Below are 21,315 nucleotides of genomic sequence, written 5' to 3' on the forward strand. Positions count from 1 at the left end.
CCAACTCCTGCCGTGGGATTCCGGCTCGACAGCCGCTCTGGAAAAGCTCTAAGAAGGCCTTAAGCCCCCGTCGCTTAGAGGGTCCGTTCCAGGCGCTGCGCTGCAGCGCAGCACGTCAGGTCTCGTGATGGACTACAGCCAATATTTCAGCGCCGCCCTCGGTCGTCTGCATGACGAGCGCCGCTACCGGGTCTTCGCCGATCTCGAACGCATCGCCGGCCGGTTCCCGCACGCGACGTGGCATTCGCCGGGTGGTCCTCGCAATGTCGTGATCTGGTGCTCCAACGACTATCTCGGCATGGGTCAGCATCCCAAGGTGGTCGGCGCGATGGTCGAGACCGCGACCCGCGTCGGCACCGGCGCTGGCGGCACCCGCAACATCGCCGGCACGCACCATCCCCTGGTGCAACTGGAAGCCGAGCTCGCCGACCTGCACGGCAAGGAAGCGGCGCTGCTGTTCACCTCCGGCTACGTCTCCAACCAGACCGGCATCGCCACGCTCGCCAAGCTGATCCCGGACTGCCTGATCCTGTCGGACGCGCTCAATCACAACTCGATGATCGAGGGTGTGCGCCAGTCCGGCTGCGAGCGTCAGATCTGGCGCCACAACGATCTCGCCCATCTCGAGCAGTTGCTGATCGCCGCCGGCCCCAGCAGGCCGAAGCTGATCGCCTGCGAGAGCCTGTATTCGATGGACGGCGACGTCGCGCCTTTGGCTGCGATCTGCGACCTCGCCGAGCGCTACAATGCGATGACCTATGTCGACGAGGTGCACGCCGTCGGCATGTACGGCCCGCGCGGCGGCGGCATCGCCGAGCGCGACGGCGTCATGCACCGCATCGACATCCTCGAAGGCACGCTTGCGAAAGCGTTCGGCTGCCTCGGCGGCTATATCGCGGCCAAGGGCGAGATCATCGACGCCGTGCGCTCCTACGCGCCGGGCTTCATCTTCACCACCGCGCTGCCGCCGCCGATCTGCTCGGCCGCGACCGCCGCGATCAAGCATCTGAAATCGTCGAGCTGGGAGCGCGAGCGCCACCAGGACCGCGCCGCGCGCGTCAAGGCGATCCTCAACGCCGCCGGCCTGCCGGTGATGGACAACGACACCCACATCGTGCCGCTGTTCGTCGGCGATCCCGAGAAGTGCAAGCAGGCCTCCGACCTCTTGCTCGAGGAGCACGGCATCTACATCCAGCCGATCAACTACCCGACGGTTGCTAAAGGCACCGAGCGCCTGCGCATCACCCCGTCGCCCTATCACGACGACGGGCTGATCGACCGCCTGGCGGAAGCCCTGCTGCAGGTGTGGGAGCGGCTGGGGCTCGCGCTGCACAAGAAGCCGCTGGCGGCGGAATAGATACGACTCGTTGTGGTGAGCCCGCAAACGTCCCCGCAACGGCGGTGCGCTCCCCTCCCCCTTGCGGGGAGGGGTCGGGGGTGGGGGTCCACGAGTCCCGCTGTTCGTGAGGCCCTGAGCTCACAAGCGCACACTGAAATCTCCAAATAGGCGACGCGCGCCTCACTCAATTCAGCGCCCGGGGGACCCCCACCCCCAACCCCTCCCCGCAAGGGGGAGGGGAGCAGACCGGCCTTGCTGCGACGACGTCGGCTCTCATGGGCGCTCGCGCCGCGACAGCGGATGCGACGCACGCCCTTAACGACGCCGCCTCATTCCCCGCGTCCCCAGCTACATCGCTATCGCCCCACCTCCCCCAAAGCGCTAAGCTCACGGCCCTCATCCAGAGGGAGCGATCGAGGAGTTCGCGCGACACATGCTGCACGACTGGGGCGTGATCCTGGCCGCGTTCGGCTATATCGGGTTCCTGTTCCTGGTCGCGAGCCGCGGCAACCGGGCCGGGGAGCGGCGCGCGCCCGAGAGCCGCAGCTGGCTGGCCGGACTGATCTACCCATTGTCGCTCGCGATCTACTGCACCTCGTGGACGTTCTTCGGCTCGGTCGGCTTCGCCTCGCGCACCAGCGTGGATTTTCTGGCGATCTATCTCGGCCCGATCCTGATGGTCGGCGCCTGCACGCCGCTGCTGCGCCGGGTCATCCATCTCGCCAAGACCCAGAACATCACTTCGGTCGCCGACCTCGTCGGCGCGCGCTACGGCAAGAGCCAGGCGGTGGCGGCGACCGTAGCGCTGATCGCGATCATCGGCTCGGTGCCCTACATCGCGCTGCAGCTGAAGGCCGTCGCCTCCTCGCTGCAGACCATCCTGATCGACGACCGCGCCTTCGCCCACATCCCGATCGTCGGCGACATGGCGCTGATGGTGACCCTCGCGATGGCGATGTTCGCGGTGCTGTTCGGCACGCGCCAGACCGACGCCACCGAGCACCAGCACGGCCTGATGCTCGCGGTTGCGACCGAGTCGATCATCAAGCTGGTCGCCTTCATCGCCGCCGGCGCCTTCGTCACCTTCTGGATGTTCTCGCCGGTCGAGCTGATCGAGCGGGCGATGAAATCGCCGGAGGCCGAGCGCGCGCTCGAATACGTGCCGGGGATCGGCAACTTCCTGACCATGACCCTGCTGTCGTTCTGCGCCGCGATGCTGCTGCCGCGCCAGTTCCACGTCAGCGTGGTCGAGAACGCCAGCGACGCCGAGGTGTCGCGCGCGCGCTGGCTGTTCCCGCTCTATCTCGTGGCGATCAACCTGTTCGTGATCCCGATCGCGCTCGCCGGCCTCGTCACCTTCCCCTTCGGCGCCGTCGACAGCGACATGTATGTGCTGGCGCTGCCGATCGAGGCGGGCTCGCAATGGCTGTCGGTGCTGGTGTTCGTCGGCGGCCTGTCGGCGGCGACCGCGATGGTGATCGTCGAATGCGTCGCGCTGTCGATCATGGTCTGCAACGACATCGTCGTGCCGCTGGTGCTGCAGCGCCAGCAGGCCCAGCGCGAGATCGGCCGCGACTTCGCCGGCTTCCTGCTCGGCACCCGCCGCATCGCGATCTTCGCCATCATGGTGATGGCCTATTTCTACTACCGCGCGCTCGGCACCGCGCAGCTCGCCGCGATCGGTCTGCTGTCGTTCGCCGCGATCGCGCAGCTGGCGCCGAGCTTCTTCGGCGGCCTGTTGTGGCGGCGCGCCACCGCGCGCGGCGCGATGGGCGGCATGCTGGTCGGCTTCGCCGTCTGGCTCTACACGCTGTTCATCCCGAGCTTCCTCGACACCTCCACCGCCGGCATTCTCTTCCTGCAGCATGGCCCGTTCGGCTTCGAGCCGCTCAGGCCGCAGGCGCTGCTCGGCACCGATCTGCCGCCGCTGCTGCATGGCGTGCTGTGGAGCCTGTCGCTCAATCTCCTGACCTACATCGTGCTGTCGCTGGCGCGGCAGCCGTCGTCCATCGAACTTTTGCAAGCCGATCTGTTCGTGCCGGCCGAGCTGACGCCGAGCGCCCCGAGCTTCCGCCGCTGGCGCTCCACCGTGACCGTGCAGGACATCCAGAGCACCGTCGGGCAGTATCTCGGCCCCGACCGCGCCCGCGCCTCGTTCGAGGCCTTCGCCCTCCAGCGCAACATGTCGCTCGATCCGGCGGCACCGGCCGATTTCGAGCTGCTGCGCCATGCCGAGCACCTGATCGCCTCCTCGATCGGCGCGGCGTCGTCGCGCCTGGTGATGTCGCTGCTGTTGCGCAAGCGCACCGTCTCCGCCAAGGCCGCGCTGAAACTGCTCGACGATTCCCACGCCGCGCTGCATTTCAACCGCGAGATCCTGCAGACCGCGCTCAACCATGTGCGCCAGGGCATCGCGGTGTTCGATGCCGACCTGCAACTGATCTGCTCCAACGGCCAGTTCGTCGACCTGCTCGGCCTGCCGCCGCATCTGGTGCAGATCGGCAGTCCCCTGCGCGAGATCCTCGAATTCATGGGCACGATCGGCGCGCCGACCTATGAGGACAGCGAGGCGCTGCTGGCGCGGCGGCTCGCCGCCTATACCACCGAGGGCGAGCCGTATCTGGAACGCCTTGCCGACCGCCATATGGTGATCGAGGTCCGCACCAACCGCATGCCCGACGGCGGCCTCGTCATCACCTTCACCGACGTGACGCCGTCCTTCGAGGCGGCGGAAGCGCTGGAGCGCGCCAATGCGACGCTCGAAAAACGCGTGCGCGACCGCACCGAGGAGCTGACGCGGCTGAACTCCGAGCTCGCGGTCGCCAAGAGCGCCGCCGAGGATGCCAACATCTCCAAGACCCGCTTCCTCGCGGCCGCGAGCCACGACATCCTGCAGCCGCTGAACGCGGCGCGACTTTACGTGACCAGCCTGGTCGAACGTCAGACGCCGGGAGAGGATTCCCGCCTGGTCGAGAACATCGACGACTCGCTGGAGGCCATCGAGGAGATCCTCGGCGCGCTGCTCGACATCTCCCGGCTCGATGCGGGCGCGATGACGCCGTCGGTGTCGAGCTTCAAGATGGCCGACCTGATGCGCTCGCTGGAGATCGAGTTCGCGCCGGCCGCGCGCGCCAAGGGTCTTGATCTCATCTTCGTACCCTGCTCATTGCCCGTCGAATCTGACCGGCTCCTGCTGCGCCGGCTGCTGCAGAACTTCATCTCCAACGCCATCAAATACACGCCCAATGGCCGCGTGCTGGTCGGCTGCCGCCGCCATGGCACCTCGCTGCAGATCGGCGTCTACGACACCGGTGTCGGCATTCCCCCAGTGAAGCGCGGCGAGATCTTCAAGGAATTCCACCGCCTCGAACAGGGCGCGCGGATCGCCCGCGGTCTGGGCCTCGGGCTCTCCATCGTCGAGCGCATCGCCCGCGTGCTCAATCACGGCATCGCGCTGGACTCGCGGCCCGGCCGCGGCTCGGTCTTCTCCGTGACAGTGCCGGTCGCCAAGGCGATCAACCACACCGCCGCCGTCACCAGCGCCACCCCGCTCGCCAAGACGCCAATCGCAGGCGCCCTGATCGTCTGCATCGAGAACGATCCCGCGATCCTCGACGGCATGCGCACCTTGCTCACGGCCTGGGACGCCGAGGTCATCGCCGTCCCCGACCCGGAATCCGCCGAAGAAGCGATCGCCGCCCGCAACGGCGCCGTGACCGGTCTCCTGGTCGACTACCACCTCGACCGCGGCAACGGCATCGCCGCGATCCGCGACATCCGCCGCCGCTTCAACGAGGCGCTGCCCGCGATCCTGATCACCGCCGACCGCAGCCCCCACGTCCGCGCCGCCGCCCGCGACGAGAACATCGCCGTGCTGAACAAGCCGCTGAAGCCGGCATCCTTGCGCGCGCTGCTCGGACAATGGCGGATCCAGCAGATGGTGGCGGCGGAGTAGCGAAGGCTCTCTCGCGCCGACTTGCGCTGTCGCCAGCTCAGTGGCTGCCTGTCGTCAACAGCGCCCGAAGGACCGCGATCGCGAGCCAGAGGACCCCGACGACGAATGGGGCCGAGACCTTCAGGTTCAGGTTCGATTGAAAACCCGGCGGCCGGATCTTGTCGTGCTTGGCGGAGGCCTGGACGAACAGGATGTTCTGCTGCGCGCACCTCACCAAGAGGTCGTAGCTCTCGGCCTTGGACCGCGGCACCGTCCAGCTCTCGACGGTCAATTCCTTGAAGCTCTCGACATGGCGGCCGTCGGAGCTGTAGCGGCTCGCGAGCCTGAGCCCGGGCAGCTCATGCGTCTCCTCGGACCGCGCGTCCGGCCAGTCGCGGGGCATTTCGACCTGCAGCAGCCACGACAGGCGCCTGGGGCGGCCGACATAGATATCGTGCTCGCGCGCAGCCAATCCGGCGCCCGACAAGTCCGTGCCGATATTGTTGTCGACGAACTGCAGATGAATCTGATCCGGCTTGTCGGATGCCCGCCAGCAGTCGCTCATCGTGTATCGCGCATCCAGCACGATCTTGTTGTGGACCCGGTCGTCCTGGATCTCGATCGGCGTAGCCTCAGTCGCCGTCGGCCAATTGGCCTGCAACTGGCTGAGCAGGCCGCGCGCGAGACCGGTCTCCCCCTCATTGGCAATCATGTTCCTGATCTGGTCGGCACCCCAGGCTGAAAATTCGAGGCTGCGACGCAACGTCGCCGGAGCCTGGCGCGTGGGACCGACGCGCCAGTCGTCGTGGCAGTGCATGATGTGCTGGACTGCGTGCTCCGGCATCTGCTCCAACCGCGAGACATCCGGGGCCAGCGGCAGCGCCCATCCGAGATGAGGCACCTCGATCTGGTCGAGGCTGCCGCCCTGAACCGAGAGCGTCGGATCGAGCCAATAGCTGCGCCCAGCGAGCCGGAGGCGGACGATGCAATGATCGAACGCGGCCGGGCTCGGCAGCACCTGATCCAGCGCGACACCATGCGTCGTGGAGACCAGCGCGGCGCAGGCGTCGAGACCGAGGCGGCGTGCACCGGCCACGTAGAGCCGCGCCTTGTCCTTGCAGTCGCCGAAGCGACCGGACCAGATCGTCTCGAGGTCGCGCGGCGTCAGGCCGCCCTCCCCCAGCGAGAGAAAGAAGTAGCGCAACTCCCCTTGGACGAAGCGCAGCCATTCGACCGCCCGCTGCTCCGGATCAGCGAACGCCTGTCCGATCCGATCGATGTCGGCGGCAAGCTCCGGCGGAATGTCGCCGCTGTCATAGGCTCCGGCCATCAAGCCCGCGACGTCGCCCCAGCTCTCGAACTCGCTGAGTTGAAACGCGGGCGTCTCGAACACCCAGGGCGGTGTCAAAGGCGCGCTCGGGCTGATCTTCTTCTGACCGACCAGACGCCGGCGGATGTCCTCGACGTCGTCCCGCACGCTGATCTCGGGATGCGGAGGGTCATTGAAATCGCGGCTGGCGATGGTGCGACCGCGCGGCTTCAGCACCCGGTGACGGTGATCGAAGGTCGGATTGAAGGCGTCGAGCGCCACCCAGGTCTGGTACTTGCCGCCGAAGATCGGCTTGTCGCCCTGGAGCGTGCAGCAGAATTCCAGGATGTCATTGGCACGCACGTCCGGGACCAGGAAGGACGCCGTGAGGCGCCCGTTGAGCATCAGCCGCTCGATGTCCCGCTCGCGGCGGAAGACCTGGAAACATCCGGGCCGCGCATGCTCGATCGCCTGATCGCCGCGCAGGATGCGAACGTAATGGACCTCGAGCGTCTGGTAGCCGGGGTCGAACTCGATCACGATGTGGGACGCCCTCTCGGCGCCGTCCTTGGTCAGGATGCGCTGCGCCGACCGGAACGTCCAGAGCGGCTGCGATCCGGTAAGGTTGACCTGGACATCGGCCAGCAGCCGGCAGACCCCGTTCGCCACGCAGGACTCCTGCTCGGGCGACGGCTCCGTCGCATACGCGGCGAGATCCACCCAGGCCGGGACGGGCGTGTGACGCACCTCGTCGGCCTTGCCCGCCACTCCCCCGGCGAGCGCCTTTTCCTCAATCTCACTCACGATGACACGCCCCACGCGGAACCCCGGCTTGGGTTACCGTCGTTTGCAAAAGCGTTCAAGCGAAGGCAAGCCCGGCGCCATCAAACAGGGCCGCTACGCCTCTCTCCGCGCCCCCATCCGCTCCACCAGATAGTCCACGAACACACGCACGCGCGCGGGCGTGTTGGCGCCGCCGACGAACACCGCGTGGAAGACTTCCCTGTCGCCGGGGTTGAACGCCTCGAGCAGCCGCACCAGCCGCCCCTCGGCGATCGCGTTGCCAAGGGTGAAATCGCCGACGCGGGCGATGCCGACGCCATCGCCCGCGAGTTCGGTCAGCGTGTCGCCGCTGTTGGCTTCGATCGCGCCGCGCAGCTTCAGCGCGTAGTCGACGCCGTCGCGGCGGAACGGCCACACCGGCTCGGCGCGGCGGAAGCCGTAGTTCAGGCAATTGTGGTTGTGCAGATCCTCGGGCGTCTCCGGCACGCCCCAGCGCGCGAGATAGTCGGGCGAGGCGACGATGCTGCGGCCGGTCTCGCTGAGCCGGCGCGCGGTGAGCGCACTGTCGGCCAGCGGACCGCCGCGGATCGCGACGTCGGCCTGCCCTGCCGCGACGTCGACGAGACCGTCGCTCAGATTGATGTCGACCAGGATGTTGGGATAGCGCCGCACGAATTCGCCGAGCAGCGGCACGATACAAAGACGGCCATGCGAGATCGCGGCGCTGACCCGGATGCGCCCGCGCGGCGCGCCCTGCTCCGCGATCGCCTGCTCGGCCTCGTCGAGATCGGCAAGGATCCGCCGGGCAGCCGCGAGATAGGCCTGCCCCTCCGCCGTCAGCGTCAGCGCGCGCGTTGAGCGCAACAGCAGCCGCGCGCCGAGCCGCGCTTCGATCCTGTCGAGCGTGCGGCTGACCGCCGACGGCGTCAGTCCGAGACCCCGTCCCGCGGCGGAGAAGCTGCCACTGTCGGCGACGGCGCAGAACACTTCGAGGTCCCGGGCCCGATCTGCACTGGCCAGCGTCATTTTTGCGTCCAGATCAAAAATCCTTGGCGTGACACCCCTCTAATACCGCGAACGGCTCCGGTCTAGCTTTGCGTGCATCGACCAACCCGGAGGAGACTGCCATGACCCTGCCCCGCCTGCTGCAACGAACCGCCCTCGCCGCCACCGCGCTCACCGCGCTGGCCAGCGCCGCCCTTGCCGACGCCACCGAGGCGCCCGGTCAGTTTCCGGCGACCTTCCGCACCCAGGAGATCCCGACCAACGGCACCACCATCCACGTCCGCGTCGGCGGCACTGGGCCGGCCGTGGTGCTGCTGCACGGCTATGGCGACACCGGCGACATGTGGGTGCCGCTCGCCATCAAGCTGGCAGCGAACCACACTGTGATCGTGCCCGATCTGCGCGGGCTCGGCCTGTCCGCCCGCGCCGACAAGGGGTTTGAGAAGGCCAACCAGGCCGAGGACATCACCGGCGTGATGGACGCGTTGGGCGCCCGCACCGCCGACGTCGTCGCGCACGACATCGGCAACATGGTCGCCTATGCACTGGCCGCGCGGCACTCCGACCGCATCACCAAGCTGGTGCTGATGGATGCGCCGGTGCCCGGCATCGGCCCGTGGGACGAGATCCTCAAGAGCCCGCTGCTCTGGCACTTCCGCTTCGGCGGCCCCGACATGGAGCGCCTGGTCGAAGGCCGCGAGCGCATCTATCTCGACCGCTTCTGGAACGAGTTCTCGGCCAAGCCTGCGAATTTCCCGGAGGCCGCGCGCGTCCACTACGCGCAACTCTATGCCGGTCCGGGGCGGATGCACGCCGGCTTCAGCCAGTTCGCCGCCTTCGATCAGGACACGATCGACAACCGCGCGTGGCTCGCCGCGCACGGCAAGCTGACCATGCCGGTGCTGGCAATCGGCGGCTCCGCGTCGTTCGGCCCGACCATGGCCGTGGTGGCACGCGCCGGCGCCGACAACGTGCAGCAGCAGGTCATCGAAGGCTCCGGCCACTGGCTGATGGAGGAGCAGCCGGCTGCGACAGTCGCCGCGATCGACGCCTTCCTCAATGGGCAGCCGGCCCCCAAAGCGGCTCCCTAGAGGATGATGCGATGAAGCTGCCGCGAATTCAATCTCACCCTCCCCTGGAGGGGGAGGGTCGATCGCGCGCGAAGCGGGCGAGCGGGGTGGGGTGATCCCTCAGCGGGCGCCGGTGCGAGTGGAGAAATCACCCAACCCCGGCTCACACGCGCTTCGCGCCTATGAGCCGACCCTCCCCCTCCAGGGCAGGGCTATCGCATATGGCGATCGCAGTTTAGCGCTCGTCTCTCTCCGCGTCGTCATGGCCGGGCTTGTCCCGGCCATCCACGTCGTCCGGCAAGCTGAGAGCCACGTGGATGCCCGGGACAAGCCCGGGCATGACGGAGTAACTAACCGGCAGAATTGTCCGTCGGGAGAGCCTAGAATTTCCATCTGCGATAGCCCTGCCCTCCAGGGGAGGGTGACAGCGGGCTGACCTCGAAGCTGCGCACAGAGAATCCGAGCCGTGCGTGATGCCGCCATGATCCGATTCCGTGGAAGGCACATCATGCTCTAAGGTGGCACCCCAAGCCGCGAGCGCGTCAGGAAGAGCACGGAGGGCGCGAGCTCCTACGGCACCTGCTTGACCCGGCCTGATCCCGACACGTGCGAGCTGAGCCGCGCCACGGCGCCGTGCAGCCGCACGACTCCACTGCCCGAAACGGAAACATCCGCGTCCTGCCGCGGCGCGAGGTCGACGTCGCCGCTGCCACGAATCGTCGCGCTGGCGCGTTCGACGACCAGCCTGCCGAGATCGGCGCGGCCGGACCCGGAGGCTTCCAGGGACACCTGCTGCGCCGTGCCACCGGCGCTCACGCCGCCACTGCCGCGCAGCGTAATCCGCAGCGAGTCCTGGCTGCTCTCGGGGAGCTTCACATTGCCGCTGCCATGGACGTTGGCCAGGGTGGTCCGGGTCACGAGGCGACCGAGATCGACGCCGCCGGAGCCGGCCGCCTCGACCATCATGACGCGGACCTCGCCGCTCGCACTGATCGCGCCGCTGCCATTCGCCGTGATGCGGAGGGCATCCTGGCGCAGATCGGAGAGTTCGAGACGGGCCGACCCTTGGACGGTCCAGGCCGCAACCGAAGGCCCGGAGATTTGCACGACGAGATCATCCGCCTGGAGACAGTCGACCTGCCTGCCCCATTCAGGCGTATCCCATTCCAGGCTGCCGTCGCGCAGGCGGACATGGCCGACCAGATCCGCGCGACCGGTGACGCTGGCCCGCGGCGACGGGCCGGGCTGATAGTGCACCTGGGCCGGAATTCTGATCTTGATGGCGTCGCCGCCGGACCATGCGAGTTCGACCGTGCGACGGTCGCGCGTTTCAACCCCGCTCACCCCTGGCATCCCTCCGCAGCCGGGCGACGCCGCGGCCCAGGTTCTGCCCACCCAAGGCCGCCCTGCCCAGGGCAGGTCGTCGCCGTCGATCCAGTCACCCGCAGATGCGAGGACCGTGATGATGGCGCAGGTTGCGGCGACGCTGAATGACGCCGCTGCGATACGTCCGAGCCGTCCGTTCATGGCACATCTCCACTCACACAGGTTCATGTTCCGGCCTGAGCAGCCGGTAGTGCAGCCTCGCGTAGTTGCCAAGCATCCTCACCGCGGAATTGAGCGCCAGCAGCAGCAACGCCCCGCAGCCGATGCTGCCGGCGATGAGACCGACGCCGGCAATCGCCCGCAAAATCATGGCTGCGATCGACGCGAAGTGGCCGATCTTGAGGAGACTGAGCAGCAGGCCGATGCCGACGATCCCGAGCACGAAGACGACGAGCCCCACGGCCAGAGTCACGAGGATAACCGCCAGCAACAGCGGCAGCAGCAACAGGATGTCGACCGTGGCCAATCCGCCAAGCGCCAGCAGCACCGTGGCTGAGTTGCCGAGGCTGCGGTGATTTTCCCAATGCCGCAGCCCGGTCTCGGCGCGCAGCTCGCGCGCCAGTCGCCGGGGATCGCCGAGCGCCGCCGCCACGTCCGCCTCATCGCGCCCGGACGCAGCGGCTTCGTCGAAATAGGACATGTAGTCCGCGATGATCTCGTCGACGTCAGCAGCGGGCAATCCGGCAAGACCGGCCTTGAGCAGATCCAGGAAGCCGACGCGGTTCATCAACGTTCTCCCAGCAAGCTATCGACGGCATTCGTGAACGCCCGCCATTCGCGCTTCTGCGCGGCAAAGGCGGAGCGGCCGGCCGCTGTCAGCCGATAATATTTGCGCGGCGGTCCGCTGTTGGATTCGGCCAGCCGCGTCTCCACCAGTCTGTCGTCCTGCATGCGCCGCATCAGCGGATAGATCGTACCCTCGCCCATGCCGACGCCCGTCGAAAGCTCACTGGCGATCTCGTAGGCATAACTCTCGCCGCGCGCGAGCAGCGCCAGCACGCACAATTCGAGCGCCCCCTTCTTGAGCTGCACCTGCATCTGGTCCGTCATGAGAGAGAAGGTATCAGAAGCTATCTTGTGATGCAAGGTACATGTTTTGAACAGGTAGACGTTACTGAAGAATACAACCCGAGGGCTAGCAGGCTCTTGCCTCGGCGGCTTGCGCGTTTCGTCCGACTACCCTTGAGAGACGTCATTGACGCTTTACGTAAAGCATAATTTGAGCTATGGGACGGGATCATGATCGTCGGCTACCGTGACAGGAAGACCGAGCGTTTCGCCAACGGCGAGGCCGTGAGGGAATTCTCCGGTTTCGCCCGGTAGGCCGAGATACGGCTCGACCGGCTGGAAGCGGCGAAGAGCCTAAGTGATCTCGGCGCGCTTCCAGGAAATCGGCTGGAAGCGCTCAAGGGCGATCGGCGCGGCCAATATAGCATCCGCATCAACGATCAGTGGCGGATCTGTTTCGAATGGCCGCCCGGCTCGCCGGGTCCCGTCAACGTCGAGATCGTCGACTATCATTAGGAGGCCATCATGGCACGCAGTCCTATTCATCCCGGTGTTCACCTTGCCGAAGAGCTGGGCGAACTCGGCATGTCAGCCGCAGAGCTGTCGCGTCAGCTCGATGTGCCCGTCAACCGGATCACCGCGATCATCAACGGCCAGCGCGGCATCACGGCCGACACGGCCCTGCGCCTCGGCCACTGGTTCGGCAGCAGCCCGGAATTCTGGCTCAACCTGCAGAAGATCTACGAACTGCGGCTGGCGCAGCAGGAGGTGGGCGAAGCCGTGAAGAGGCTGCCGACGCGCGCAGCCAGTTAATCTGGACTTTCGTCCGGCCTTGCCGGTCCTGGAGAACAGGCCCGACCAATTCAAGCAAGGCATCCATCGGGTCGTACACGTCGCCCTAAAGCCCGGTAGAATTTCCGAGTCGTCCTCGCTCCGTTTTCCATTTCTTTTTCTCAGAAATCATGCTATCCCTTGAGTCGTTCCGTGCTCGTCATGAGGGGCGCTTCGCGATCGTCACGAACGTGGGGTGCGGGATGCGGTGGGCGCGTCGGGTTGCAGCGGGTTTGGCTCGCGGACGAACGATCTGGCGCGCACGGTCAAGCCGTGTGGTCCTGGCATCCCGGTGCTGATGCCAAGTCCGTGACGACGATGTTGCGGATGACGGGGGCAAGAACGCCGGTCCCCGGGGAGAGCTCGGAGCAGCCGTCAAAACCATCGCGCAGGGAGGGCCGGGTGTATTCGGCCAGACCTGTGGTGACTGCCGCCTGCTTTTTTTTCTGCAGGCGGGCCACGGGCGCGGCCAGCGCCCGGCCTTCCCTGCGCCCTCTGTTTTGAAGAGGGCGATTGATCAGCAAGACTCGGACGCGTCATGCGCCGCGAGGGCGAGAAGGTGTGTCGCGATGGGCCGTCGGTCAAATGAGTTGAGCTTCTGGCGCCGGCATTGCTGTGATCGCCCGGCCTGAGCCCACGGGGATTGGAGCCCCTCACCCTGAGAGAATGAGAAAGAATTCGAATTTTGCAGTTTTCGGACGAGCTAAGTCGTTGATTTGACTCATGTCGAAAATTGCCGAGATCGAAAGATTCACACCCCCTGAGGAGCACGCCGCAGGCGGGCGTCTCGAAGGGCGAGGCCCGCGCTGTGGCCTCATGGTTCGAGACGGCGCTACGCGCCTCCTCACCATGAGGGTCAACAATCTCGCCCTGGAGACCGGCTTTGGATCAAACAGGCTTGTATCAACAGGCGATCAGCCCGTTACTTCCCCGTCGGCACGTCCTGCCGCCACGCGCTGCCCGCGATCTTCGCCGCGGCGATCACGGCCTGCGTGCGGCTTTCGACGCCGAGCTTTTGCAGGATGGCCGAGACATGCGCCTTGATGGTCGCCTCGGAGACGCCGAGCTCGTAGGCGATCTGCTTGTTGAGCAGTCCCTGCGACAGCATCATCAGCACGCGCACCTGCTGCGGCGTCAGCGTCACCAGTCGGTCGCGCAGTTTTGTCATCTCCGGATCGGCGCCGGCCGCGAGGTCGGTGTCCGGGGGCAACCAGACGTCGCCGTCCATCACCTTCTTGATGGCGTCGCGCAGCGTGTCGACGCCGAACCGCTTCGGAATGAAGCCGGAGGCGCCGAAATCGAGCGAGCGACGGATCGTGGCGCCATCGTCGCTGGCCGACACGATCACCACCGGAATCGCCGGATATTGCGCGCGCAAATAGATGAGGCCGGAGAAGCCGGAGATGCCGGGCATCGTCAGGTCGAGCAGCACGAGGTCGACTTCGGAGTTCTTTTCAAGGAGCGCGGTCAGGTCCTCGAACGAGCCGGCCTCGTCGACCACGGCTTCGCTGAGCACACTTGCGACCGCCTGCCGCAGCGCGTTGCGGAACAGCGGATGGTCATCGGCAATGACGAGATGGGTACTGGCAGCCGCCATGAATCCTGACTTAACCAATCCTGACTTGAGCAATCCTGACTTGACCAATCCTGACGTGACCTTGCGTCGGCGACGGCATGCTGCATCTGCACGCGCGCCGATTTTGGCGGAAATACTCGCCCGGCCACCGGTTGCTTGCAAGCATGCAATTCCACTTGGAGGGAAGGCGGTTAATCCGCGCCTTGTGCGACGCAGCATACTTAGCGCGGCGCCCGATCAGCGAACTTGATCCGCCGCAATGTCCCCACCTTTCCCGCCCGCCTCGGCGGCCAGGGCCGAAAGTCGTATTGGGCCGCGTTTCACTGCAATGTTACTTAGGCGCCAAGGCCTCCGCGATGACAGCCGTCCAAGTCCGGCATGCGGAGACGAAGCCATCATCACAAACGATCTTGGGGAGCGAATGCCAATGTCAACAATGGTCGCCACACCAGCGCGAGCGGGAGGCATGACGAAGGACGAACGCTTCGTCATTCTGGCCTCTTCTCTCGGTACCGTCTTCGAGTGGTACGACTTCTACCTGTACGGGTCCCTGGCCTCGATCATCGGCGCGCAGTTCTTCTCCGCCTATCCGCCGGCCACCCGCGACATCTTCGCGCTGCTCGCCTTCGCCGCCGGCTTCCTGGTCCGCCCGTTCGGCGCGATCGTGTTCGGGCGCATCGGCGACATCGTCGGCCGCAAATACACCTTCCTGGTCACGATCCTGATCATGGGTCTGTCGACCTTCATCGTCGGCCTGCTGCCGAACGCCGAGACGATCGGCTTCGCTGCGCCTGTCATCCTCATCTCCCTGCGCCTGCTGCAAGGCCTCGCGCTCGGCGGCGAGTATGGCGGTGCCGCGACCTACGTTGCCGAGCACGCGCCGAACGGCAAACGCGGCTACTACACCTCTTTCATCCAGACCACTGCGACGCTCGGCCTGTTCCTGTCGCTGCTGGTGATCCTGTTCACCCGCACGATCATCGGCGAGGCCGATTTCGCGAAGTGGGGCTGGCGCGTTCCGTTCCTGGTGTCGGTGCTGCTGCTCGGCATTTCGCTCTGGATCCGCCTGCGCCTCAACGAGTCGCCGGTGTTCCAGAAGATGAAGGAAGAGGGCAAGAGCTCGAAGGCGCCGCTGACGGAAGCCTTCGCCAATTGGGGCAACGCCAAGATCGTGCTGCTGGCGCTGATCGGCGCCACCATGGGCCAGGGCGTGGTCTGGTACACCGGCCAGTTCTACGCGCTGTTTTTCCTGCAATCGATCCTGAAGGTCGACGGCTACACCGCCAACCTGCTGATCGCCTGGTCGCTGCTGCTCGGCACCGGCTTCTTCGTGTTCTTCGGCATCCTCTCCGACAAGATCGGCCGCAAGCCGATCATCATGGGCGGCTGCCTGATCGCGGCGCTCACCTTCTTCCCGATCTTCAAGATGATCACCACCAACGCCAACCCGGCGCTGGAGAAGGCGATCGAGGCGACGAAGGTGGAAGTGGTGGCCGATCCTGCCGGCTGCGGCTCGCTGTTCAACCCGGTCGGCACTCGCGTCTTCACCGAGCCCTGCGACACCGCGCGTGACTTCCTGGCCAAGTCCTCGGTGCGTTACACGACGGTGCCCGGTCCGGCCGGTTCCGGCGTGAAGGTCACCTTCAACGGCAAGGACGCGCCCTACACCGATGCCAAGACCGGCAACCCGGCCTTGACCGCGGCGATCGGCGCGGCCGGCTATCCGAAGGCGGGCGACGCCTCGATCGTGAAGATGTCGAACCCGTTCGACATCTTCCGTCCGCAGGTCGCCGCCATCATCGGCCTGCTGTTCATCCTGGTGATCTTCGTGACCATGGTCTACGGCCCGATCGCCGCGATGCTGGTCGAACTGTTCCCGACCAAGATCCGCTACACCTCGATGTCGCTGCCCTATCACATCGGCAACGGCTGGTTCGGCGGCCTGCTGCCGGCGACCGCCTTCGCGATCGTGGCTTCGACCGGCGATATCTACGCCGGCCTCTGGTACCCGATCGGATTCGCGGTGATCACCGCAGTGGTGGGCTTCCTGTTCCTGCCGGAGACGAAGGACGTCAGCATCCAGGACCATTGATCGCGAGACGAGCGGCACTGCCGCTCGCCTCATTCTCTCTCGAACGAACGGCCGCGGATCGCTCCGCGGCCGTTCCGCATTTCAGCCCTGGGGTTTTGTCTTTTGACGTCAGATCGCGCCGATGAACTGCAGCACCACCTCGCGGGCGTGCGGCCGCGCGCGATGCTCGATCAGGTAGATCGCCTGCCAGGTGCCGAGCAGCATGCGGCCGTCCCGCACGGGAACTTGCAACGAGACCGAACTCAGCATGGTCTTGATGTGCGCCGGCATGTCATCGGGCCCCTCGGTGTCATGCACCCAGCCGGCATCCTCGGGCGCCAGGCGCGACAGCGCCGTGGTGAGATCACGCAGCACCGTCGGATCGGCGTTCTCCTGGATGGTCAGCGACGCCGAGGTGTGGCGGATGAAGACGGTGACGACACCTTCTCTCGCGGAGACCTCGCGCAGGAACGCCTCGACCTCGCGCGTGAGCTCGGTGAAGCCGCAGCCCGGCGTGCGGACGGTCAGAAGAGAGGTCACGACAGTATTGATGGCGACGGCCGACGATGCCGTCCGCGATGTCGATCTTGTGGGCATGTGCCCCGCCTCCTCGGCTCGACCTCAGATCCTGCCCGAGACGTCCTTCTGCACACGGTTCGCCATGTCGAGCAGCCGGCGCCAGGCCTGCTCCAGGAAACCCATCATGCGATCCATGTCCTGGTCGCTGGGCAAGGGAATTTCCAGCTTGCGCGGTCCATCGGACGACTTCGAGTCTGCGGACTTGTCGCCCGCCTTGGGCTCAGCCTTCTTCAACTGATCGGATTTGGGCAGCGCCTGGTCCTTCGGCAGCGCCTCGTCGATCTTGCCGGCGATGCTGTGGTCGCGCGAGGCGAGCTGAGCCTTCAGGTTCTCGTTCTCAGCCTGCAGCCGACCGATCTCGGCATCCAGCGCCGCGCGTTCGTCGGGGACAGCATAGCACGCCCAACCCGAACCGGAATTGTTGTTGCAGGTCGAGACCGCGCCGGTCCGCGTATCGAGTCGGACGACGCCGTCCGGCGTAGTCGACATCGTGTAGCGGCCTTTGTCGCCATCTGGCGCGGCGTCCTCGGCCAGCGCGGACCCACCCAGGCAACCGACCGCCAGAAGAGCCAGGAGATGCTGCCGATAGAGTTGCATGAGATGCATGACTGGCCGAGCCTCCAAGGCACCACGACGCGCGGTTCAAGACGGCGGCCATGCACGCCTGCATTGTGTCGACCCCATGACATTCCGCTCCGTGCGATGAGCTGCCACAGGACAATCCGCCGTTCACGACGTAGGGGCGACGCGCGCGGATTTCAACGCGGCGCCTGGTGGTGCAGGCGGCGCAGGCCTGGAACCAGCGCCTTGCGCGCGCGTCGCGCCGACGCGGTGATGACCGCGCCGATCCGAGCCACATCGCAACCGCACAGAACACTGTTGATGCGGCGCGGTGACACGCGCGACCGATCTGACGAAAAAGCCGAGAAAACGAGCAGAATCAGGCATCTAACAGATCAACACGCAATCTTGACTTGGGGGAATGCGGTCAGTATGGTCCGCGCGGCTTTAAAGGGCGATGGGGCGCTATTTCCTGAAACTCGCAGCAACGGCTCGGGTCTCCACACATGGCGGACAAGCACATGGCGGATGGCACGAACGAGAGCAGCGGACACGGAGATCGCGACAAGTCGCCCGATGAGGTTGCGCTTTCCGCAAGGCTCGGAAGTCTCGATCAACGGTTGTCCGAATTTCGCGACGGCCGAAAGAGCGGGGCTGATCAACCTGGAAACAGCGGCGGTGACACTGCAGCCCGGGCTTCGGCCATGGCGCGTGGCCTGCGACTGTCCTCCGAGTTGATCGCCGGTGTCCTCGTCGGCGCGGTGCTTGGCTGGGGCTTCGACCGCTTGCTGTCGACATCGCCCTTCGGATTTATCGTGTTTTTCCTGCTCGGCTTCGCCGCCGGCGTGTTGAACGTGGTCAGATCTGCAGGCGTCGCCCCCGACAGGTCCCGCCAATGAGTTCTGCGCGAAAGGCCGCGACTCTGAAGGCCCACGAGTGAATTGCAAAGCGCCGGCGTGGCCGGTGAACAACTGAGACGCCACGCGGATGATCGATCCGATCCATCAATTCCACCTCAACAAGATCTTCACGATCGGCCACATCGGCAATCAGGAGATCGCGTTCACCAATTCGTCCGCGTACATGCTGCTCGCGGTCGTTCTCATCGCCGTCATGATGATGGCCGCCGGACGCGCGCTCGTCCCGGGACGCTTCCAGTCGATGGTCGAGCTGTCCTACGAATTCGTCGCCAACACCATCAGAACCAGCGCCGGCTCACACGGCATGACGTTCTTCCCGCTGGTGTTCTCGCTGTTCATGTTCATCTTCGTCTCGAACATCGTCGGCATCATCCCCTACACCTTCACCGTCTCCAGCCACATCATCGTCACCTTCGCGCTGGCGCTCTTGGTGTTCCTGACGGTCATCATCTACGGCTTCTACAAGAACGGCCTGAAGTTCTTTAAGCTGTTCGTACCCTCCGGCATCCCCGCGGTGATCCTGCCGCTGGTGGTCGTGATCGAAATCATCTCCTTCTTCTCCCGCCCGATCTCGCACAGCGTCCGTCTGTTCGCCAACATGCTGGCCGGCCACGTCACCCTGAAGGTGTTCGCGAGCTTCGTGACCATGCTCGGCGCGCTCGGCTTCGTCGGCAAGGTGGGCGCGCTGCTGCCGCTCGGTCTCACGGTCGCCCTGACCGGCCTCGAGCTGATGGTCGCGTTCCTCCAGGCCTACGTCTTCACGATCCTCACCTGCATCTATCTCAACGATGCTATCCATCCGGGCCACTGATCCGGCCCTCTCTACCTAACCTCTCAAAGGAGTTCGTCATGGATCCGGTCGCAGCGAAGTACATTGGCGCGGGCATTGCCTGCATCGGCATGGGTGGCGCGGGTGCCGGCATCGGCATCATCTTCGGCAACTACCTGTCGGCTGCTCTGCGCAACCCGTCGGCCGCCCAGGGCCAGTTCGGCAACCTGATTTTCGGCTTCGCGGTGACCGAAGCGCTCGGCATCTTCTCGCTGCTGATCGCCCTGCTCCTGCTGTACGCCGTCTAAGACGGCCTGAGCCGGACAGGAGAAGCCCGTGGCTGAAAGTCATGGTGAGGCCAAGGGCGGCGAGGCCAAGGGCACCGCAAGCGCCCATACCGAGGCCGATGGCGGGCATGGTTTCCCTCCCTTCTCGAAGGAAACCTTTCCCTCCCAGATCGTCTCTCTGGTGATCGCCTTCGTGGCGCTGTACGTGATCGTCTCGCGTGTGGCGCTGCCGAAGGTCGGGGCCGTCATCGACGCCCGCCAGAAGGCGATCGACGGTGATCTGGCCGAAGCGCAGCGGCTGAAGGATGAATCCGAAGCTGCGATGAAGGCGTATGAGACCGAGCTGGCGACGGCTCGCGCCCGCGCCCAGGCGATCGGTGCCGAGACCCGCGACAAGCTCGCGGCCTCCTCGGATGCCGAGCGCAAGGCGCTGGAAGACAGCCTCGCGGCCAAGCTCGCGGCAGCTGAGAAGTCCATCGCCACCACGCGCGCGACCGCAATGAGCAATGTCCGCGGCATCGCCGCCGATGCGGCCAGCGCGATCGTGCAGCAGCTCACCGGCAAGGCCCCCGCGGCCAAGACGGTCGAAGCTGCGGTCGATGCATCGTTGAAGGGAACAGCCTGATGCATTTGCTCGCTGATCCGGAAACCTGGGTTGCGATTGCTTTCGTGATCCTGATGGGCCTGTTCGCCTATCTCGGTGTCCACCGCATGGTCCTGAAGGCGCTCGACCACCGTGCCGACCGCATCAGGAACGAGCTGGACGAGGCCAAGCGGCTCAAGGACGAGGCGGCCAAGGTGCTTGCCGACTACAAGACCCGCCGCGCCAGCGCCGAGCGTGAGGCCGAGGAGATCGTCACCAGCGCCAAGGCGGAAGCCGAGCGCATCGCGGCGGACGCCAAGGCCAAGATGGAAGACTTCGTCGCCCGTCGCACCAAGGCCGCCGAGAGCAAGATCGCCCTCGCTGAAGCCCAGGCTCTGGCCGACGTCCGGGCCGCTGCGGCCGACGCCGCCGTCCAGGCCGCCGCGACCGTGCTGTCGCAGTCGGTCAAGGGCGGTCTCGGCGAAGACCTCGTCGCCAAGGGCATCGCGGAAGTCAGCCGCAAGCTGAACTGAGCGGCGGCAGATCATCCATCCAACATCTTCCAAAAGGCCGGTGCCCTGCACCGGCCTTTTGCTTTTCCAGCCTGTTCCCGTCACGGCCGCCGGCGTGACCAGTCGCGCCTCACTTCCGCTTCTTGCCGCCGCGCTCGGGTGTCAGGGCCTGCGGATCGAAACCGATGTAGAATACGTAATTGTCGGCGTTGCTGCCGGGTGGCGGCACCGGATAGACCATGTCCTCGGCGACGATCGTGAACGGCACGCTGCCGTCGCCGGTCATCTGCACAGTGGTGCGATAGGCCTTGGTCGCGATCACCTTCTCGCCGATGCCGCCCTGCACCACCGCGATGCGCATGGGGATATCGACAGTCGCCGGCGCGCCGGCCGGACCGGCGACGACACGGCCCTGGATGCCGATCTTGGCGACGATCTCGGCACCGTTGAGATTGCACTCCCGCGCAGTCTTCACGATCGACGCCTGGAAGCGCACGTCGTTGCCGACCGCCTGCTTGCCCGGCGCCGCCACAGCATAGGTCGAGGCGCCGGCACGGATGTTGACCTGCGGACACGTCAGCCCCTCCGTCGGATCCACCGGCGGACCGCCTGCGGGCAGGTTGGGCTGCTCCTTGTCGTCCGAGCCGCCGCCAAACAGGCTCTTGAAACGGTCTGTGAGCGATTGGGCCGCCGCTGGCGGGGCGACCGCTGCCGCTCCCACGGCCAGCAGCACGGCCGCCAACGTCCCCACCCGAATCACACGCGTCTGTCGCATCTCGAAGTCCCCGGCAT

Annotated in this window: 21 protein-coding genes; 11 read left to right on the forward strand and 10 right to left on the reverse strand. The window is 66.0% G+C overall.

Translation table 11 applies throughout. The annotated features are described in order from the left end of the window. The first annotated feature begins 127 nt into the window (after positions 1-127). A complete protein-coding gene (hemA, locus tag BRAD285_RS30320; RefSeq protein WP_006614133.1) occupies positions 128-1,357 on the forward strand; it encodes a 5-aminolevulinate synthase in 1,230 nt (409 codons plus the stop codon). Positions 1,358-1,772: 415 nt separating this feature from the next. Then, a complete protein-coding gene (locus BRAD285_RS30325) occupies positions 1,773-5,294 on the forward strand; it encodes a PAS domain-containing hybrid sensor histidine kinase/response regulator (RefSeq protein WP_006614132.1) in 3,522 nt (1,173 codons plus the stop codon). A gap of 37 nt (positions 5,295-5,331) precedes the next feature. On the opposite strand, the gene BRAD285_RS30330 is transcribed toward BRAD285_RS30325, so the two are convergent. Then, positions 5,332-7,386, reverse strand: a complete 2,055-nt coding sequence (locus BRAD285_RS30330) for a DUF3857 domain-containing transglutaminase family protein (protein WP_006614131.1) — start codon at positions 7,384-7,386, stop codon at positions 5,332-5,334. 93 nt (positions 7,387-7,479) lie between these two features. After that, entirely contained in the window at positions 7,480-8,391 is a 912-nt protein-coding gene (locus BRAD285_RS30335) for a LysR family transcriptional regulator (RefSeq protein WP_006614130.1), read from the reverse strand. Positions 8,392-8,492: 101 nt separating this feature from the next. Between BRAD285_RS30335 and BRAD285_RS30340 the strand changes: the two genes are divergently transcribed. Further along, entirely contained in the window at positions 8,493-9,461 is a 969-nt protein-coding gene (locus BRAD285_RS30340) for an alpha/beta fold hydrolase (protein ID WP_006614129.1), read from the forward strand. A 549-nt stretch (positions 9,462-10,010) separates the two neighbouring features. Here BRAD285_RS30340 and BRAD285_RS30345 read toward each other — a convergent pair. The 3 genes from BRAD285_RS30345 to BRAD285_RS30355 are packed head-to-tail and all read right to left on the reverse strand — an operon-like array spanning position 10,011 to position 11,876. Next, complete coding sequence (locus BRAD285_RS30345) at positions 10,011-10,967, reverse strand: GIN domain-containing protein (protein ID WP_006614127.1); 957 nt, start codon at positions 10,965-10,967, stop codon at positions 10,011-10,013. 13 nt (positions 10,968-10,980) lie between these two features. Then, positions 10,981-11,553, reverse strand: a complete 573-nt coding sequence (locus BRAD285_RS30350; protein WP_006614126.1) for a DUF1700 domain-containing protein — start codon at positions 11,551-11,553, stop codon at positions 10,981-10,983. Continuing rightward, positions 11,553-11,876, reverse strand: coding sequence for a PadR family transcriptional regulator (locus BRAD285_RS30355; protein WP_035648044.1), 324 nt, complete (start codon positions 11,874-11,876; stop codon positions 11,553-11,555). Before BRAD285_RS30355 ends, BRAD285_RS30350 begins: the two co-directional genes overlap by 1 nt. A gap of 279 nt (positions 11,877-12,155) precedes the next feature. Here BRAD285_RS30355 and BRAD285_RS30360 point away from each other — a divergent pair, with 279 nt between their 5' ends. Further along, positions 12,156-12,350, forward strand: coding sequence for a type II toxin-antitoxin system RelE/ParE family toxin (locus tag BRAD285_RS30360; protein ID WP_244422328.1), 195 nt, complete (start codon positions 12,156-12,158; stop codon positions 12,348-12,350). A 9-nt stretch (positions 12,351-12,359) separates the two neighbouring features. Continuing rightward, complete coding sequence (locus tag BRAD285_RS30365) at positions 12,360-12,647, forward strand: HigA family addiction module antitoxin (protein WP_006614124.1); 288 nt, start codon at positions 12,360-12,362, stop codon at positions 12,645-12,647. Positions 12,648-12,931: 284 nt separating this feature from the next. On the opposite strand, the gene BRAD285_RS30370 is transcribed toward BRAD285_RS30365, so the two are convergent. After that, positions 12,932-13,189 (reverse strand): hypothetical protein, encoded by a 258-nt coding sequence (locus tag BRAD285_RS30370; protein ID WP_087877688.1) that lies wholly within the window; start codon positions 13,187-13,189, stop codon positions 12,932-12,934. 398 nt (positions 13,190-13,587) lie between these two features. Then, positions 13,588-14,262, reverse strand: coding sequence for a response regulator transcription factor (locus BRAD285_RS30375; protein WP_035648971.1), 675 nt, complete (start codon positions 14,260-14,262; stop codon positions 13,588-13,590). Positions 14,263-14,662: 400 nt separating this feature from the next. Here BRAD285_RS30375 and BRAD285_RS30380 point away from each other — a divergent pair, with 400 nt between their 5' ends. Next, entirely contained in the window at positions 14,663-16,333 is a 1,671-nt protein-coding gene (locus tag BRAD285_RS30380; RefSeq protein WP_006615617.1) for an MFS transporter, read from the forward strand. Positions 16,334-16,441: 108 nt separating this feature from the next. Here BRAD285_RS30380 and BRAD285_RS30385 read toward each other — a convergent pair whose 3' ends face one another. Beyond that, positions 16,442-16,909, reverse strand: coding sequence for a secondary thiamine-phosphate synthase enzyme YjbQ (locus BRAD285_RS30385; protein ID WP_006615618.1), 468 nt, complete (start codon positions 16,907-16,909; stop codon positions 16,442-16,444). A 24-nt stretch (positions 16,910-16,933) separates the two neighbouring features. After that, positions 16,934-17,497, reverse strand: coding sequence for a hypothetical protein (locus BRAD285_RS30390; protein ID WP_035648975.1), 564 nt, complete (start codon positions 17,495-17,497; stop codon positions 16,934-16,936). A 476-nt stretch (positions 17,498-17,973) separates the two neighbouring features. Here BRAD285_RS30390 and BRAD285_RS30395 point away from each other — a divergent pair, with 476 nt between their 5' ends. The 5 genes from BRAD285_RS30395 (at position 17,974) to BRAD285_RS30415 (ending at position 20,544) form a co-directional block, all read left to right on the forward strand. Beyond that, positions 17,974-18,351 carry an AtpZ/AtpI family protein gene (locus BRAD285_RS30395; protein WP_006615620.1) on the forward strand — a complete coding sequence of 126 codons (378 nt, stop codon included), beginning with the start codon at positions 17,974-17,976 and terminating at the stop codon, positions 18,349-18,351. Positions 18,352-18,439: 88 nt separating this feature from the next. Further along, positions 18,440-19,183 (forward strand): F0F1 ATP synthase subunit A, encoded by a 744-nt coding sequence (locus BRAD285_RS30400; RefSeq protein WP_006615621.1) that lies wholly within the window; start codon positions 18,440-18,442, stop codon positions 19,181-19,183. A 38-nt stretch (positions 19,184-19,221) separates the two neighbouring features. After that, positions 19,222-19,449: a F0F1 ATP synthase subunit C gene (locus BRAD285_RS30405; protein ID WP_006615622.1), complete on the forward strand. Its 228-nt coding sequence runs from the start codon at positions 19,222-19,224 to the stop codon at positions 19,447-19,449. Between the two features lie 28 nt (positions 19,450-19,477). Beyond that, positions 19,478-20,053, forward strand: a complete 576-nt coding sequence (locus BRAD285_RS30410; protein WP_006615623.1) for a F0F1 ATP synthase subunit B' — start codon at positions 19,478-19,480, stop codon at positions 20,051-20,053. Then, positions 20,053-20,544 carry a F0F1 ATP synthase subunit B gene (locus tag BRAD285_RS30415; protein WP_006615624.1) on the forward strand — a complete coding sequence of 164 codons (492 nt, stop codon included), beginning with the start codon at positions 20,053-20,055 and terminating at the stop codon, positions 20,542-20,544. Before BRAD285_RS30410 ends, BRAD285_RS30415 begins: the two co-directional genes overlap by 1 nt. A gap of 109 nt (positions 20,545-20,653) precedes the next feature. Here BRAD285_RS30415 and BRAD285_RS30420 read toward each other — a convergent pair whose 3' ends face one another. After that, complete coding sequence (locus BRAD285_RS30420) at positions 20,654-21,265, reverse strand: hypothetical protein (RefSeq protein ID WP_006615625.1); 612 nt, start codon at positions 21,263-21,265, stop codon at positions 20,654-20,656. Positions 21,266-21,315 lie beyond the last annotated feature (50 nt).

The organism is Bradyrhizobium sp. ORS 285, assembly GCF_900176205.1.
Taxonomy (GTDB): domain Bacteria; phylum Pseudomonadota; class Alphaproteobacteria; order Rhizobiales; family Xanthobacteraceae; genus Bradyrhizobium.

Excerpts from the sequence above, each read along its gene's own strand:
- BRAD285_RS30355 (WP_035648044.1), bottom strand. The coding sequence starts at position 11,876 with ATGACGGACCAGATGCAGGTGCAGCTCAAGAAGGGGGCGCTCGAATTG.
- BRAD285_RS30385 (WP_006615618.1), bottom strand. The coding sequence starts at position 16,909 with ATGCCCACAAGATCGACATCGCGGACGGCATCGTCGGCCGTCGCCATC.
- BRAD285_RS30380 (WP_006615617.1), top strand. The coding sequence starts at position 14,663 with ATGCCAATGTCAACAATGGTCGCCACACCAGCGCGAGCGGGAGGCATG.
- BRAD285_RS30345 (WP_006614127.1), bottom strand. The coding sequence starts at position 10,967 with ATGAACGGACGGCTCGGACGTATCGCAGCGGCGTCATTCAGCGTCGCC.
- BRAD285_RS30335 (WP_006614130.1), bottom strand. The coding sequence starts at position 8,391 with ATGACGCTGGCCAGTGCAGATCGGGCCCGGGACCTCGAAGTGTTCTGC.
- hemA (WP_006614133.1), top strand. The coding sequence starts at position 128 with ATGGACTACAGCCAATATTTCAGCGCCGCCCTCGGTCGTCTGCATGAC.
- BRAD285_RS30340 (WP_006614129.1), top strand. The coding sequence starts at position 8,493 with ATGACCCTGCCCCGCCTGCTGCAACGAACCGCCCTCGCCGCCACCGCG.
- BRAD285_RS30390 (WP_035648975.1), bottom strand. The coding sequence starts at position 17,497 with ATGCATCTCATGCAACTCTATCGGCAGCATCTCCTGGCTCTTCTGGCG.
- BRAD285_RS30415 (WP_006615624.1), top strand. The coding sequence starts at position 20,053 with ATGCATTTGCTCGCTGATCCGGAAACCTGGGTTGCGATTGCTTTCGTG.
- BRAD285_RS30405 (WP_006615622.1), top strand. The coding sequence starts at position 19,222 with ATGGATCCGGTCGCAGCGAAGTACATTGGCGCGGGCATTGCCTGCATC.
- BRAD285_RS30395 (WP_006615620.1), top strand. The coding sequence starts at position 17,974 with ATGGCGGATGGCACGAACGAGAGCAGCGGACACGGAGATCGCGACAAG.
- BRAD285_RS30365 (WP_006614124.1), top strand. The coding sequence starts at position 12,360 with ATGGCACGCAGTCCTATTCATCCCGGTGTTCACCTTGCCGAAGAGCTG.
- BRAD285_RS30325 (WP_006614132.1), top strand. The coding sequence starts at position 1,773 with ATGCTGCACGACTGGGGCGTGATCCTGGCCGCGTTCGGCTATATCGGG.
- BRAD285_RS30375 (WP_035648971.1), bottom strand. The coding sequence starts at position 14,262 with ATGGCGGCTGCCAGTACCCATCTCGTCATTGCCGATGACCATCCGCTG.
- BRAD285_RS30400 (WP_006615621.1), top strand. The coding sequence starts at position 18,440 with ATGATCGATCCGATCCATCAATTCCACCTCAACAAGATCTTCACGATC.
- BRAD285_RS30350 (WP_006614126.1), bottom strand. The coding sequence starts at position 11,553 with ATGAACCGCGTCGGCTTCCTGGATCTGCTCAAGGCCGGTCTTGCCGGA.